Below are 13,984 nucleotides of genomic sequence, written 5' to 3'. Positions count from 1 at the left end.
GTGGTGTCAGGTCGCCAGACGGGACAGGTCGGCCACGCGGTTCATGGCGTGGTGCAACTCGCGCAGCAGGCCGAGGCGGTTGGCCTTGAGCGCGGGGTCGTCGGCGTTGACCATCACGCCGTCGAAGAAGGCATCGACCGGCGCGCGCAGCGCGGCGAGCGCCTGCAACGAGCCGGTGTAGTCCTCGGCGTCGAACTTCGCGTTGGCGGCGGGCACGGTGGCCTGCATGGCGGCGGACAGCCCCTTTTCGGCGGCCTCGACCAGCAACGCTTCCTTCACCGCCGCACCCTCGCCTTCGGCCTTCTTGAGGATGTTGGCGATGCGCTTGTTGGCGGCGGCAAGCGCGGGCGCTTCGGGCAACGCGGCGAACGCGCGCACGGCCTGCAGGCGCAGGGCCACCTCGCCCAGGCGCGACGGGCGCAGGGCCAGCACGGCATCGACCTCCTGGGCGCTGTAGCCCTGCTCGCGCAGGCCACCGGCGAGGCGGTCGTAGATGAAGTCGGACAAGGCCGCACTGGGGTCGGTGATCAGCGCGCCGAAAGCGGGCACGGCCGATTGCAACAGGGCGCTCAGATCGATCGGAAGGTTCTTCTCGACCAGCATCCGCACCACGCCCAACGCATGCCGGCGCAGCGCAAACGGGTCCTTGTCGCCGGTGGGCAGGTTGCCGATGCCGAACATGCCGACCAGGGTCTCCAGCTTGTCGGCCAGCGCCACCACCACACCGGTCGTGTTGCGCGGCAGCTCATCGCCGGCAAAGCGGGGACGGTAGTGGTCTTCGATCGCGAAGGCGATGTCCTCGGTCAGGCCATCGTGGCGCGCGTAGTAGCCGCCCATGATGCCCTGCAGCTCGGGGAACTCGCCCACCATGTCGGTCAGCAGGTCGGTCTTGGCGAGCTGCGCGGCGGTGTCGGCCTGTTGCTCGAGCACCTCGCCCCCCAGTTGCTGGCCGATGGCCCGCGCGATGGCGCGCACGCGCTCCATGCGCTCGCCCTGCGTGCCGAGCTTGTTGTGATAGACCACCTTGCCCAGGCCGTCGACGCGCGAGGCCAGCGTCTTCTTGCGGTCCTGGTCGAAGAAGAATTTGGCATCGGCCAGGCGCGGGCGCACCACGCGCTCGTTGCCGCCGATCACCGCGCTCGGGTCCGCCGGGCTGATGTTGCTGACGACCAGGAAACGGTGGGTCAGCTTGCCCTGGGCATCGAGCAGCGGGAAGTACTTCTGGTTGGCCTTCATCGTGAGGATGAGGCATTCCTGCGGCACATCGAGGAACTGGGTCTCGAACTCGCAGATGAGCACGTTGGGCCGCTCAACCAATGCGGTCACTTCGTCCAACAGTGCGCCGTCCTCGATCGGCCGGCAACCGCCGCCCACCTTCGCGGCGGCCGCCGCGAGCTGGCGCGCGATCTCGGCCTTGCGTTCGGCGAACGAAGCGATCACCGCGCCGTCTTGGGCGAGCGTGGCGGCGTAGCTGTCGGCGTCCGTCAGCACCACCGGCGAGACCAGCGCCTCGAAGCGATGACCCTGCGTGGTGTGGCGCGCGGTCAGCCCCAGCGCCTTCACCGGCACGACGCTGCCGCCATGCAGCGCGACCAGGCCGTGCGCGGGGCGCACGAAGTTCACGCTGCTCCAGCCGGGCAGTTCGCAATCGGTCTCGAGCTGGTAGCTCATGACCTTGGGGATCGGCAGCTTGGCAATGGCTTCATCCAGCGCCTTCTGCAAGCCGACGGCCAGTTCAGCCCCGGGCGCGATGCTGTCGTGGAACAAGGCCTCGGCCTTGCCGTCCGGCGCGCGCTTGAGGCCGGCCACGGCCGACGCGTCGGCGCCGAGCGCGGCCAGGCGCTTGAGCAGGGCGGGCGTGGGCTGGCCGTTGGCGTCCAGCCCCACGCTCACGGGCATGAGCTTCTGCGACACGGCCTTGTCGGCCGCGCGCGCCAGCACGCCGGTGACGTGCGCGGCCAGGCGGCGCGGCGAGGCGAAGGCGGTCACGGCCGCATCGGCCGGCGCCAGGCCCTGGGCCTTGAGCTGGTCACCCAGCACGGTGGCGAAGGCATCGCCGAGTTTCTTCAGCGCCTTGGGCGGCAGCTCTTCGACAAACAGCTCAACGAGCAGGTTCTGTGCGGTCATTCTTGTTCTTTCACCCGGCGCTCACGCGGCCTTCTTCACCATCTGTTCCACCCACTCGCGCGGCGCCATGGGGAAGCCCAGGCGCTCGCGGCTGTCGTAGTAGCTCTGCGCCACGGCGCGCGCCAGGTTGCGGATGCGGCCGATGTAGGCGGCGCGCTCGGTCACGCTGATGGCGCCGCGCGCGTCCAGCAGGTTGAAGCTGTGCGCGCACTTCAGCACCTGCTCGTAGGCGGGCAGCGCGAGCTGTTGCTCCATCAGGTGCTTGGCCTGTTTTTCGTGCGCGTTGAAGGCGGTGAAGAGGAAGTCGGCGTCGCTGTGTTCGAAGTTGTAGGCCGACTGTTCCTTCTCGTTCTGCAGGTAGACGTCGCCGTAGCTCAGCGTGTCCGTCCATTTGAGGTTGTAGACGTTGTCCACGCCCTGCAGGTACATCGCCAGGCGCTCCAGGCCGTAGGTGATCTCGCCGGTGATGGGCTTGCAGTCGATGCCCCCCACTTGCTGGAAGTAGGTGAACTGCGTCACTTCCATGCCGTTGAGCCAGACCTCCCAGCCCAGGCCCCAGGCGCCGAGTGTGGGGTTCTCCCAGTCGTCCTCGACGAAGCGGATGTCGTTTTTCTTCAGGTCGAAGCCCAGGGCCTCCAGGCTGCCGAGGTAGAGCTCGAGGATGTTGCTCGGCGCGGGCTTGAGCACCACCTGGTACTGGTAGTAGTGCTGCAGGCGGTTGGGGTTTTCGCCGTAGCGGCCGTCCTTGGGGCGGCGGCTGGGCTGCACGTAGGCGGCCTTCCAGGGCTCGGGGCCGAGCGCGCGCAGGAAGGTGGCGGTGTGGCTGGTGCCGGCACCCACCTCCATGTCGTAGGGCTGCAGCAGCGCGCAGCCCTGGGCGTCCCAATAGGACTGCAGTTTCAGAATGATGTGCTGGAAGGTCAACATGCGAAAGAAGCCGGGAACGAAGCTCGGCCGAGGGATGGTCTGGGTGGGGGCGTGGCGCGGCATCGCGCCAGGAATGCCCCAAGTGCCCGATTTTACGGGCGCGCTCAGCGGCGGCGGGTGCGCCCGCCCCGGCGGCCCAGGTTGCGGGTGGAGGCGATCAGCAGCGCCAGCACGGCGCAGACCACCCACAGGGGCACCAGGCCCCAGCGCGCGGTCCACTGTGCGTACGGCGTGAGGCCGCTGCGGCCCTGCACCGTGGCCTCCAGGCGACCGCGCGTGAGCCGCTGCAGCTCGTGCGTGACCTGGCCCTGGTGGTCGATGACGGCCGTGGCGCCGGTGTTGGTGGCGCGCAGCATGGGCCGGCCCAGCTCGATCGCGCGCAGGCGCGAGATCTGCAGGTGCTGGTCGATCGCGATGCTGTCGCCGAACCAGGCGATGTTGCTCAGGTTGACCAGCACGGTGGGCGCGGCCGTGGGATCGCGGAACGAGGCCGCGAGCTCTTCGCCGAACAGGTCTTCATAGCAGATGTTGGGCGCCACGCGCTGCCCCGACACCGCCCAGGCCGGCTGCGCCAGGGCGCCCCGGTTGAAGTCACCGAGCGGGATGTTCATGAGATCGGTGAACCAGCGGAACAGCGGCGGAATGAACTCGCCGAAGGGCACCAGGTGGTGCTTGTCGTAGCGGTACAGGCCGTTGTCCGGCGTGTCCAGCCGGGGCTGGGCCTGCAGTCGATGGGCCGAGCCCGAGTGGATCCCCCAGACCGAGTTCGTGTAGCCCCGCTCCATGCTGCCCAGCGGCAAGCCCACCAGCGCGCCGACGCCGGTGCCGGCCGGTTGCTCGGCCAGGTGTCCCAGCAGCGGCTGCCAGAAGTCGGGGCCCAGTTGGCCGGGCAGCAGGGGAATGGCGGTTTCCGGCGCGACCACCAGCTGCGGGCCGGTCGCGGAACTGCGCGCGGCCTGCACGGCCTCGGTGATCTGTTGGGGGTACCAGTTCAGCGCCTGGGCCACGCCCGTGCCGGGCTCGAATTTCTGATCCTGGGCGATGTTGCCCTGCAGCAGCCACACCCGCAACTCGCCCGTCGCGGCGGTGTCCCGGTGACCCAGGCCGCGCCACGCCGTGCCGCCGCCGATCAGGCTCACCAGCAGCACCCCCACCACCAGGAACAGGGCCAGCGACCGCAGCACACCGGGCCAGCCATCGGCCATGCCCGGCACCAGGCGCGCCTGCACGCGGGGCGCCGGCGCTACCATGCCCCCCGCCGTGCGGCCCACCGGCCGGCTGACGGGCGACTGCATCCAGGCGCTGAAGCGCCGCCAGAGGCCGGAGACGATGGAGGCCAACGAATAGGCCAGCACGGCCGCCAGGAAGCCCATGCCATAGACCCCCACCAGCGGTGCCCAAGGGGCCATCAGGTCAACGTGCGCGTAGCCCCCCGCGCCCCAGGGGAAACCGGTGAACCAGTGGCCGCGCGCCAGTTCGGCCAGCGTCCAGAGTGAGGCGAACATCAGCCCTTGAGCGGTGCGCGACACCGGCGCCCAGGCGCAGAGGAAACCCACCACCACCGCGTAATAGATCGACAGCAACCCCGCCAGCGCGAGCACGGCCAGCACCGCCAGCCAGGCGGGCAGGCCGCCGTAGGTGTGCAGGGAAATGAACAGCCACCAGAAGGTGCCCGCCAGCCAGACAGTGGAAAACACCCAGCCACGCCACACCGCCTGCCCCACCCGGGTGGCGTACTGCAGCGCCAGCACCAGCAGCGCCAGCGAGGCGATCTGCCACCAGCCATTGGGCTGGCCCTGCACGGCGCCCGGCAGGCTCCAGCCCGCGAAAGGCCAGGCGATGGAGGTCGCCTGCAAGGCACCGCCCAGCAGGCACACGAGGAACCAGGCGAAACCGCTGCCGCGCGCGTTGCGCCCGGGCGGGCGGCGGCTCATCGGGTTGAAACTCGACGGCGTGTGGAGTGACCCGAAAAGGCTTCGCATGGGGTTGGGCGGGCTCAGGCCTCGCCCGGCACGGGCATGACCTTGAACCACTTCACGGCGCCGCCCTTGGTGTGCAGCACGGTGAAGCGCAGGCCGTCGAGCGCATGGACTTCGCCCCGCTTGGGCACGTGGCCCATGGCGTGGGCGATCATGCCGCCGATGGTGTCGAAGTCTTCTTCGGACAGTTTCAACCCGAAGGATTCGTTGATGCGCTCGATCGGCGTGTCGCCGCTCACGCGCCAGGTGCCGTCGGCCAGGGCGAAGATGTCGCCATCGTCCTCGGCCACGTCGAATTCGTCTTCGATCTCGCCGACGATTTCCTCGAGCACGTCCTCGATGGTGATCAGGCCGGCCACGCGGCCAAACTCGTCGATCACGATCGCCAGGTGGTTGCGGTTGCCGCGGAACTCGCGCAGCAGATCGTTGAGGCCCTTGCTTTCGGGCACGAAGGTGGCCGGGCGCAACAGCGCGCGGATGTTGAGCGCGGGCGCGCGCTGCAGCTTGAGCAGGTCCTTGGCCAGCAGGATGCCGATGATGTTCTCGCGCTCACCCTCGAACACCGGAAAGCGCGAGTGCGCGGTGTCGATGACCAGGTGCAGCAGTTCGTCGAAGGGCGCATCGATGTCCAGCACATCCATGCGCGGGGCGGCCACCATCACATCCCCGGCGGTCATGTCCGCGATGCGGATCACGCCTTCGAGCATGACGCGCGACTCGGCGTTGATGATGTCGTTGTCCTCGGCCTCGGCGAGGGTTTCGATCAGCTCGTCCTTGGAATCCGGTCCGGGATGGATGAATTCCGCAAGCTTTTGCAGAAAACCACGTTTGTCGGCATGCCGCAGGCTGCGCTGCGGCCCGCTACTGGGAGGGGAGTCGGCCACTGAAGGATGGGGGGAGGTTGTAACAGGGCGGAAGGATACCCCATGCGGGTGTCGGCGCGCAAAGCCGCGCGGGCCCCGCGGCCCCGGACGGGCTCAGCCCCGGACGCGCTCGCGTGCTTCGCGCACGCCCTGGCGGATGTCCTGCAGCACCGACAGAAAGCCCCAGAACTGCTTGGCCTGGGCCTTGAGGTGGTAGTCGGTGATGCGCAGCCTGCTCGTTGACCATTTCTGTCACGCGCGAGTCGAAGTCCGCCGGCGGCAACCGCAGGTGCGCCTCGGACTCGGAGCCGTCGCGCTCGATCACCGCGCCAGCACGGCGGGCGATCTTGAGCATCGCTGTGTTTTCCGACAGCGCATGGATGAACAGCATCTGCACGCCCTCGTTGCGTGCGTGCATGACGGCGCGCTCGAACAGGCGGCCGCCGTAACCCCGGCCACGCGCATGTTTGACCACCGACACGCCGAACTCGGCGCAGCTGGTGTACTGGGGGGCGAGCGAGAACGCGAGGTGGGCCATGGCGATGAGCTCGAGCCGGCGGTTGAAGATGCCGAAGAGCTCGTCGCGGTCGAAATTGAGCTGCGCCACGTAGCGGCGGATCTGCTCGTCGTTGGCGGCATACCCGAAGCGCAGGTAGCGGTCGTTCGTATCCAGTTCCAGGAGGTGCGCCTCGATGCGGTCGATCTGCCCGGGACCGATCGACCGGATCGGCACCATCACCGGGTTCGATTTGTCCCCGCGCTCGGGCGTGCCGCCGGTGGACGACGAAGCGCGCACCTCGGCCTGCGCCTGCAGCGGCGTCGACTTGAACCAGCGAGTGGGATCAACCATGGGCACGAATGTACGGGTTATCCCTATAACGACAAGGACGCAAACCCCTAAACCCGCGGGAACCCGACGGACGGGGACGAAAACACCCTCACAACGGCAAAGCCGTGGTGCTTTTCACGCGGTCCATCACGAAACTGGTCTTGCAATCCTGCACGCTGGGGTGCTTGAGCAGGGTGTCCATGATGAAGCGCGAATAGGCGGCCATGTCGGCCACCACCAGGCGCAGGTGGAAGTCCATGTCGCCCGTGAGCGCGGCGCATTCCACCACCTCGGGCCACGACAGCACGCTGGCGCGGAACAGGTCCATGGGGTTGCGCTTGGCGCTGTCGGAATGTTTCTCGAGCCGCACGCTCACATGGGCGGTCAGCCCCAGCCCCACTGCCTCGGGCCGCACCAGGGCCACATAGCGGTCGATGACGTGCGCCTCCTCCAGCCGCTTCACCCGGCGCAGCACAGCGCTGGGCGAGAGGCCCACCGCTTCCGCGATCTGGTCGTAGGTGGCGCGGCCGTCGGCCTGCAGGCTGCGCAGAATGTGGCGATCAAGCTTATCGAGTGCTTCCATGCGCGTCATTTTGCAAGATTCCTGCAATTCAGACGAGTGGCGCGCCCCAAAACGCCGGAATCGTGACACCCTGCGCCGATACAGTGGCCCACTGCCCACACACAATGGAGACCGCCATGAACACGCCTTTGCCCGCCGCCGCCCAGACCGCCGCCCCCCCATGGGACAACCCCATGGGCACGGACGGCTTCGAATTCATCGAATACGCGGCGCCCGATCCCGTGGCCATGGGCGCGCTGTTCGAGCGCATGGGTTTCAAAGCGATCGCAAAGCACCGCCACAAGGCCGTCACCCTGTACCGCCAGGGCGAGATCAACTTCATCATCAACGCCGAACCCGACAGCTTCGCGCAGCGCTTCGCGCGCCTGCACGGTCCCAGCGTGTGCGCGATCGCCTTCCGCGTGGCCGATGCCAAGGCGGCCTACGAACGCGCCATCTCGCTCGGCGCCTGGGGCTATGCGCAATCGGCCGGGCCGGGCGAACTGAACATCCCGGCCATCAAGGGCATCGGCGATTCGATCATCTACTTCATCGACAAGTGGCGCGGCAAGAACGGCGCCAAGACGGGCGACATCGGCAACATCGGTTTCTTCGATGTGGACTTCGAGCCCCTGCCCGGTGCCGAACTCAACCCCGTCGGCCACGGCCTGACCTACATCGACCACCTGACGCACAACGTGCACCGCGGCCGCATGGAGGAGTGGGCGGGCTTCTACGAACGCCTGTTCAACTTCCGAGAGGTGCGCTACTTCGACATCGAGGGCCAGGCCACCGGCGTGAAGAGCAAGGCCATGACCAGCCCTTGCGGCAAGATCCGCATCCCGATCAACGAAGAGGGCAACGAGAAATCGGGGCAGATCCAGGAGTACCTAGACCGGTACCACGGCGAGGGCATCCAGCACATCGCCATGGGCTCGACCAACCTGTACGACACGGTGGACGCGCTCGAACTCAGCGGCGTGAAGCTGCTCAACACCAGCGAGACCTACTACGAGCTGCTGCCCAAGCGCATCCCGAACCACGGCGAAAACCTCGAGGCCCTGAAGCAGCGCAACATCCTGGTGGACGGCACACCCGGTGAACTGCTGCTGCAGATCTTCAGCGAGAACCAGCTCGGCCCGATCTTCTTCGAGTTCATCCAGCGCAAGGGCAACCAGGGCTTCGGCGAAGGCAACTTCAAGGCCCTGTTCGAGACCATGGAGCTCGACCAGGTGCGCCGTGGCGTGCTCAAGGCCTGAGGGCAGACGCGATGGCCGTTGAACCCGTCGTCTATGGCGCCAGCGACCGCCCGCCGCGCGGCGACTACTCGCGTGCGCGGGGCGACTACACCTGCCCACAGAACTGGGCCTCGTACACCGAGGCCGACCACGACACTTACCACCGCCTCTACGAGCGCCAGACCGCGCTGCTGCCGGGCCTGGCCTGCGACGCCTTCATCGAGGCCCTGCCTTCGCTGGGCGTGAAGGACCGCATTCCCCGCTTCGAAGAGATCAACGAACGCCTCAAGCCCGCGACCGGCTGGGAAATCGTGGCCGTGCCCGGCCTGATTCCCGAGCGGCCCTTCTTCGACCTGCTGGCGAACCGCCGTTTCCCGGTGACCGACTGGATCCGCACGCCGGCCGAGTTCGACTACATCGTCGAGCCCGATGTGTTCCACGACCTCTTCGGCCACGTGCCGCTGCTGTTCAACCCGGTGTTTGCCGACTACGTGCAGCGCTACGGGGCGGGTGGCCTGAAGGCCCACGATCTGGGCGCCGGCGAGCTGCTCTCGCGGCTGTACTGGTACACGATCGAGTTCGGCCTGATCCGCCAGGACGACGGGTTGCGCGCGTACGGCGCCGGCATCCTGAGTTCGTCGGGCGAACTGCGCCACAGCGTCACCAGCCCGCAACCCCAGCGCATCGCGCTTGATCTGCTGCGCTGCATGCGCACGCGCTACAAGATCGACGACTACCAGGCCACCTACTTCGTCATCGACAGCTTCGACCAGCTGTTCGAAATGACGGCGCCCGACTTCGCGCCGCTCTACAAGGCGGTGCGTTCGCTCGGCGACCTGCCAGCCGACGCCACGATCGCCAGCGACTCGTCCATCACCCTGGGGTGAAAGGCCAGCGCCACGTGGGCCGCACCGGGCACCAACCGGTTGTCGGCCCCGGGCAAGGTGGCGGTGGAAGCCGGGAACACGATGTTGTCGGCATTGGAATACCAGCACACGAAGTCAGCATAGGTGTCCTGCGGCTGGATCTGCGCTTCGCGCCGGGCCAAGGCCGCCAGCCAGTGCCCGTCCTGCCGCATCTGCCGGCCGTTCGCGCACACGGCTGAAGCGCCCCAGCCAGGTGCCTCGGTGCGGACTGCCGATGGTGATGACCTGGTGCACCGGCGTGTCCGGCTCGGCCGCCCGCCACGCCCGGGCAACAAGGCCACCCATGCTGTGGCACACCAGCACGGGGGGACGGCCCGTGAGGGCCTGGGCGCGCCGCACGGCGTCGCTCATGAGGGGCCCGTAGTCGTCGATGTCGCCGAACACCGGCTCGAGGTTGACCGACACATAGGGCACGCCCTGGCTGCGCAAGCGGCGCATCCAGGGCAACCACAGGCCTCGATTGCACACGAAGCCGTGCACGAAGACCACAGCGGGCACCGGGCCTTCGCGCGGGTCGACGTCGTCCGGCAGGCTCGCCCAGAAGAAGGGTTGGCGCCAGGCAAACACCTGCGGCGCCACGCGAATCTCCTGCCACCAGGCGCCCGCCAAACCCTGCCATCCCGCCGGGGGTGCGGCATCGCCCCGGTTCAGCCGGGCCGCGGCCAGCCCCTCCAGGGCGAGCACCAGCGCATAGCCGCCCAGCGACAACAAGGCGCCCACCACAGCCACCGTGGGGGATCGCGGCCACCAGAAGAACACCCACGCCACCACGAACACCAACGTACCAAGCACCAGCGCCTGCTGCAAGCGGGCCAGGCTGGAGCGGGGAACGTGTCTTGGGGGGGGCTGCGTCGGAGGGGACATGGCCGAACTATCTCACGGAGTGGGCGGTCCGAATTAGACTGGCACACCGCTTCTGCCTGAGCCCGCGATGACCCAGAACCCCAGCGCCGCCGACCGCATCCGCACGCACCTGGCGCGTGTCAGTGATCTGCGCCAGCAAGCCCGCACGGCAGGCCTCGACCGGGCGGTGAACGAGGTGAAACGGCTGCAGGCCCGGCGCTTCCGCGCCACGTACGCCGACTTCCTTGAGCACCCGGTGTATGCCCCCGCGACCCGCTTCTTTCTGGATGAGCTCTACGGCGTGCACGACTTCGCCCGGCGCGACGCGCAATTCGCCCGCATCGCCGGCGCGTTGGAACGCCTGTTCCCGGAAGCCGTGGCCCAGCTCGCGGTGGATCTGGCCGAGACCCATGCCTTGACCGAGGTGCTCGACCACCACATCGCCAACGCACTGGTTGCCGCAGGACGCCACGCTGTCCCCTGCCCTGCGCTACACGCGCGCCTGGCGGCTGACCGGCGACCGCGATGCGCGCGCGCGCCAACTGGCGGTCGTGCAGCACATGGGGCGCGAGTTGCAGCGCCTCACCCGCATGAAGCCCTTGCGGCTGGCCTTGCGCATGATGCGCAACCCGGCCCGCGCGGCGGGCCTCGATGCCTTGCAACATTTCCTGGAAGGCGGCTTCGATGCCTTCGCGTCCCTGGGGGATGCACGGAACTTCATCGACACCATCAGCGCACGGGAATCGCGTTGGATCAGCACCCTGTTCGACGAGGGCGAGGGCGCCTGCAGCGCGGCACTGTCCGCCGAGCTGGCCAGAGCGCCTGAGACCCGTTGAGGTCTCCGGGATCCCGTGTGCTTTGGGTGACAGCGCCTTAGGGCTGGCCCGGTATGCACCCGGGCGCCGGCTTGCCAGAATGGTCCATCCCTCTCTGTCACAGCGAAACCCATGACCCGACCCTGGCTCACCCAATACCCCGAAGGCGTTGCACCCGAGGTGACGCCCGAACGTTACCGCTCATTGGCCGACCTGCTCGAAGAGTCGTTCAAGCAACATGCCCGCCAGCCTGTGAGCGTGTGCATGGAACAGTGGATGAGCTATGGCGAACTGGACGGCCTGAGTGCCGCCATGGGGGCCTGGCTTCAGGGCCGAGGCTTGGTGCCAGGTGCGCGCGTGGCGATCATGCTGCCGAATGTGCCGCAGTTCCTGATCACCATGGCCGCGATCGTGCGCGCTGGCTACACCGTGGTGAACGTCAATCCGCTCTACACCGCGCGAGAACTGGAGCACCAGCTCAAGGATTCCGGGGCTCAGGCCATCGTCATCCTGGAGAACTTCGCCCACACGCTCGAACAGGTGATCGACCAGACCTCGGTGGAGCACGTGGTCATCGCCAGCCTGGGCGACCAGCTGGGGTTCTGGTACGGGCGCTGGATCACGTTCGCCGTGCGGCATCTCGCCAAGATGGTCCCGGCCTACAAGCTGGCCCGAACAGGCCCCCTGGGCGAGCGCACCATCGTGAACTTCCGCCACGTCATCGCCGAAGGCAGTGGCATGCGCCTCCAGCCCACCAGCGACACCTTGGACTCTGTGGCCTTCCTGCAGTACACGGGAGGCACCACCGGTTTGTCCAAAGGCGCGGTGCTCACCCACCGCAACATCATCGCCGCCATCCTGCAGGCCGAAGCCTGGTTCAAGCCCGCGCTGCAAAAGGTCGGCGACCTGCGGCAGGTCAACGGCATCGCGGCGCTGCCGCTGTACCACATCTTTGCGCTGACCCTGAGCCTGCTCACCATCCGCTGGGGGGCGCACATGACCCTGGTGCCCAATCCGCGCGACATCCCGCAACTGGTGGCGCACCCTCAAGCGGCGCGCATTCCACGTGCTGCCCGCGGTGAACACCTTGTTCAATGCCCTGCTGCAGAACCCCCAGTTCCGTCAATTGGATTTTTCGAATCTCGCGCTGTCGCAGGCCGGGGGCATGGCCGCGTCGGAAGGCACGGCACGGCAATGGAAGGCCGTCACCGGCTGCACCATGATCGAAGGCTGGGGCATGAGCGAGACCTGCGCCATCGGGACCAACAACCCGGTCACCAGCCAGCAGTTCAGCGGCACCATCGGCCTGCCTCTGCCTGGCATTGACATCGCGATCAAGGACGACGAAGGCCGCAGCGTGGCGCTGGGTGAAACCGGCGAGATCTGCATCAAGGGGCCGAATGTGATGGTGGGCTACTACCAGCAACCCGATGAGACCGCACGCGCGTTCACACCCGATGGTTTCATGCGAACGGGCGATGTGGGGGTCATGGACCCGCAGGGCTTCACGCGCATCGTCGACCGCAAGAAGGACATGATCCTCGTTTCCGGCTTCAACGTGTTCCCCAGTGAGCTGGAGAACGTCATCTCGCTGTGCCCGGGGGTGCTCGAGTGCGCGGCCATCGGCATCGAGGACGACAAGCAAGGCGAGGCGGTCAAGGTGTTTGTGGTGCGTTCGGACCCCACCCTGCGCGAGGAAGACGTGGCACGTTACTGCCAGGACAACCTGACCGGCTACAAGCGGCCCAAGCTCATTGAATTCCGGGACGAGCTGCCGAAGAGCAACGTGGGCAAAATACTTCGGCGCGCCTTGCGCACGCCAGTTGCCCACTGAGGCACTCTCACTGCATGCCATCCCATTCTTCACCGGCACCGATCGACGACCCCCATTCAACCCTTGCCAACGCCGGTGTCACCTGCCTGGAACGGGGCTGGCTGTCGGCCAACAACATCCTGATTCGAGGCGAGGGCCCTACCGCGTTGGTGGACTCGGGTTATTCGGCGCATGCGCCTCAGACGCTGGCGCTCGTGGCGGCCAACCTGGAGGGGGCGCCGCTGGATCTGCTCCTGAACACGCACCTTCACAGCGACCATTGCGGCGGCAATGCCGAACTGCAGCAAGCCTATCCTGCATTGCGCACCCTGATACCGCCTGGTCAGGCCGCTTCGGTCGCGAATTGGGATCCAGTGGCCCTGACCTTTGAGCCTACGGGCCAGTCTTGCCCTCGGTTCACGCACCAAGGTTTGCTGACGCCAGGCACCTCCATTCGCCTGGGTTCACTGAATTGGCATATCCACGCGGCCAAGGGGCACGATCCTCATTCCATCGTCCTCTTCCAGGCCGAGCATCGGCTGCTGATTTCGGCGGATGCACTGTGGGAAAACGGCTTCGGCATTGTCTTTCCCGAGCTCGAAGGCGTTTCAGCGTTTGATGAGGTGGCGGCCACCTTGGATCTCATGGAAGCACTCACCCCCACGACCGTTATCCCCGGACATGGCCGGGTCTTCAATGATTTTTCTGGAGCACTCGCCCGTGCGCGCAGCCGCTTGGAACAGTTCGTGACCCAACCCGACAAGCACCGGCGACATGCCTTGAAGGTGCTGATCAAGTTCAAGCTGCTGGAGTGGCAATCCGTGTCGATGGACGCCTTGCTGGATTGGGTGCTTGCCACCAGCTACTTTTTCAACACCATGCCGCAGGCAGTGCGTCACGACAGAATACAGACCCGCGAATGGCTGGATCAGTTGCTGATCGAGCTTGAACGAAGCCAATCCCTGTTCAGAAACGGGGACATGGTCATCAATCGATAGATGGGCAGGTCAATAGGTCTGCTGCGACGCGACCCTTTGAGAAACTTCAGCCCATAAATGCCAA

The 13,984-nt window shown here is 67.0% G+C and carries 11 protein-coding genes and 2 pseudogenes; 5 read left to right on the top strand and 8 right to left on the bottom strand.

The genetic code is table 11. The features are described from left to right. Positions 1-6: 6 nt before the first annotated feature. From glyS to ACFJI0_RS00040, 6 genes and pseudogenes are all read right to left on the bottom strand, one after another. Entirely contained in the window at positions 7-2,127 is a 2,121-nt protein-coding gene (gene glyS, locus ACFJI0_RS00065) for a glycine--tRNA ligase subunit beta (protein WP_382322994.1), read from the bottom strand. A 21-nt stretch (positions 2,128-2,148) separates the two neighbouring features. After that, positions 2,149-3,054, bottom strand: a complete 906-nt coding sequence (gene glyQ, locus ACFJI0_RS00060) for a glycine--tRNA ligase subunit alpha (protein WP_297395311.1) — start codon at positions 3,052-3,054, stop codon at positions 2,149-2,151. Positions 3,055-3,158: 104 nt separating this feature from the next. Continuing rightward, the gene (lnt, locus tag ACFJI0_RS00055; protein ID WP_382322993.1) at positions 3,159-4,988 is read right to left on the bottom strand and encodes an apolipoprotein N-acyltransferase; all 1,830 of its coding nucleotides are present in this window, start codon (positions 4,986-4,988) and stop codon (positions 3,159-3,161) included. 62 nt (positions 4,989-5,050) lie between these two features. Further along, positions 5,051-5,917, bottom strand: coding sequence for an HlyC/CorC family transporter (locus ACFJI0_RS00050; protein ID WP_382322992.1), 867 nt, complete (start codon positions 5,915-5,917; stop codon positions 5,051-5,053). 93 nt (positions 5,918-6,010) lie between these two features. After that, a pseudogene (locus ACFJI0_RS00045) lies at positions 6,011-6,632 on the bottom strand (GNAT family N-acetyltransferase). Between the two features lie 202 nt (positions 6,633-6,834). Further along, positions 6,835-7,308, bottom strand: a complete 474-nt coding sequence (locus ACFJI0_RS00040) for an Lrp/AsnC family transcriptional regulator (protein ID WP_291113027.1) — start codon at positions 7,306-7,308, stop codon at positions 6,835-6,837. A 116-nt stretch (positions 7,309-7,424) separates the two neighbouring features. Between ACFJI0_RS00040 and hppD the strand changes: the two genes are divergently transcribed. Next, positions 7,425-8,546, top strand: coding sequence for a 4-hydroxyphenylpyruvate dioxygenase (hppD, locus tag ACFJI0_RS00035; RefSeq protein ID WP_382162524.1), 1,122 nt, complete (start codon positions 7,425-7,427; stop codon positions 8,544-8,546). A gap of 11 nt (positions 8,547-8,557) precedes the next feature. Beyond that, the gene (gene phhA, locus ACFJI0_RS00030) at positions 8,558-9,412 is read left to right on the top strand and encodes a phenylalanine 4-monooxygenase (protein WP_382162527.1); all 855 of its coding nucleotides are present in this window, start codon (positions 8,558-8,560) and stop codon (positions 9,410-9,412) included. Positions 9,413-9,526: 114 nt separating this feature from the next. Here the strand turns inward: phhA and ACFJI0_RS00025 are convergent, their stop codons facing one another. Both ACFJI0_RS00025 and ACFJI0_RS00020 read right to left on the bottom strand, forming a co-directional pair. Then, positions 9,527-10,243, bottom strand: coding sequence for an esterase/lipase family protein (locus ACFJI0_RS00025; RefSeq protein ID WP_382322991.1), 717 nt, complete (start codon positions 10,241-10,243; stop codon positions 9,527-9,529). Between the two features lie 79 nt (positions 10,244-10,322). Continuing rightward, positions 10,323-10,730, bottom strand: coding sequence for a hypothetical protein (locus ACFJI0_RS00020; RefSeq protein ID WP_382322990.1), 408 nt, complete (start codon positions 10,728-10,730; stop codon positions 10,323-10,325). 19 nt (positions 10,731-10,749) lie between these two features. On the opposite strand from ACFJI0_RS00020, the gene ACFJI0_RS00015 reads away from it, so the two are divergent. The 3 genes and pseudogenes from ACFJI0_RS00015 to ACFJI0_RS00005 all read left to right on the top strand — a co-directional run bounded on the left by ACFJI0_RS00015 (position 10,750) and on the right by ACFJI0_RS00005 (position 13,920). Continuing rightward, complete coding sequence (locus tag ACFJI0_RS00015) at positions 10,750-11,130, top strand: hypothetical protein (RefSeq protein ID WP_382322989.1); 381 nt, start codon at positions 10,750-10,752, stop codon at positions 11,128-11,130. A gap of 111 nt (positions 11,131-11,241) precedes the next feature. After that, a pseudogene (locus ACFJI0_RS00010) lies at positions 11,242-12,943 on the top strand (AMP-binding protein). 14 nt (positions 12,944-12,957) lie between these two features. After that, positions 12,958-13,920 (top strand): MBL fold metallo-hydrolase, encoded by a 963-nt coding sequence (locus tag ACFJI0_RS00005; RefSeq protein ID WP_382322988.1) that lies wholly within the window; start codon positions 12,958-12,960, stop codon positions 13,918-13,920. Positions 13,921-13,984: the final 64 nt, after the last annotated feature.

This window comes from Hydrogenophaga sp. UC242_53 (genome assembly GCF_042696965.1).
Classification (GTDB): Bacteria; Pseudomonadota; Gammaproteobacteria; order Burkholderiales; family Burkholderiaceae_C; genus Hydrogenophaga.
The sequence above is the reverse complement of the archived record's forward strand: the minus strand, read 5'-3'. Positions and strand labels throughout refer to the sequence as shown.

Coding starts and splice junctions, on each gene's coding strand:
- glyS (WP_382322994.1), bottom strand. CDS start 2,127: ATGACCGCACAGAACCTGCTCGTTGAGCTGTTTGTCGAAGAGCTGCCG.
- lnt (WP_382322993.1), bottom strand. CDS start 4,988: ATGAGCCGCCGCCCGCCCGGGCGCAACGCGCGCGGCAGCGGTTTCGCC.
- phhA (WP_382162527.1), top strand. CDS start 8,558: ATGGCCGTTGAACCCGTCGTCTATGGCGCCAGCGACCGCCCGCCGCGC.
- glyQ (WP_297395311.1), bottom strand. CDS start 3,054: ATGTTGACCTTCCAGCACATCATTCTGAAACTGCAGTCCTATTGGGAC.
- ACFJI0_RS00005 (WP_382322988.1), top strand. CDS start 12,958: ATGCCATCCCATTCTTCACCGGCACCGATCGACGACCCCCATTCAACC.
- ACFJI0_RS00040 (WP_291113027.1), bottom strand. CDS start 7,308: ATGGAAGCACTCGATAAGCTTGATCGCCACATTCTGCGCAGCCTGCAG.
- hppD (WP_382162524.1), top strand. CDS start 7,425: ATGAACACGCCTTTGCCCGCCGCCGCCCAGACCGCCGCCCCCCCATGG.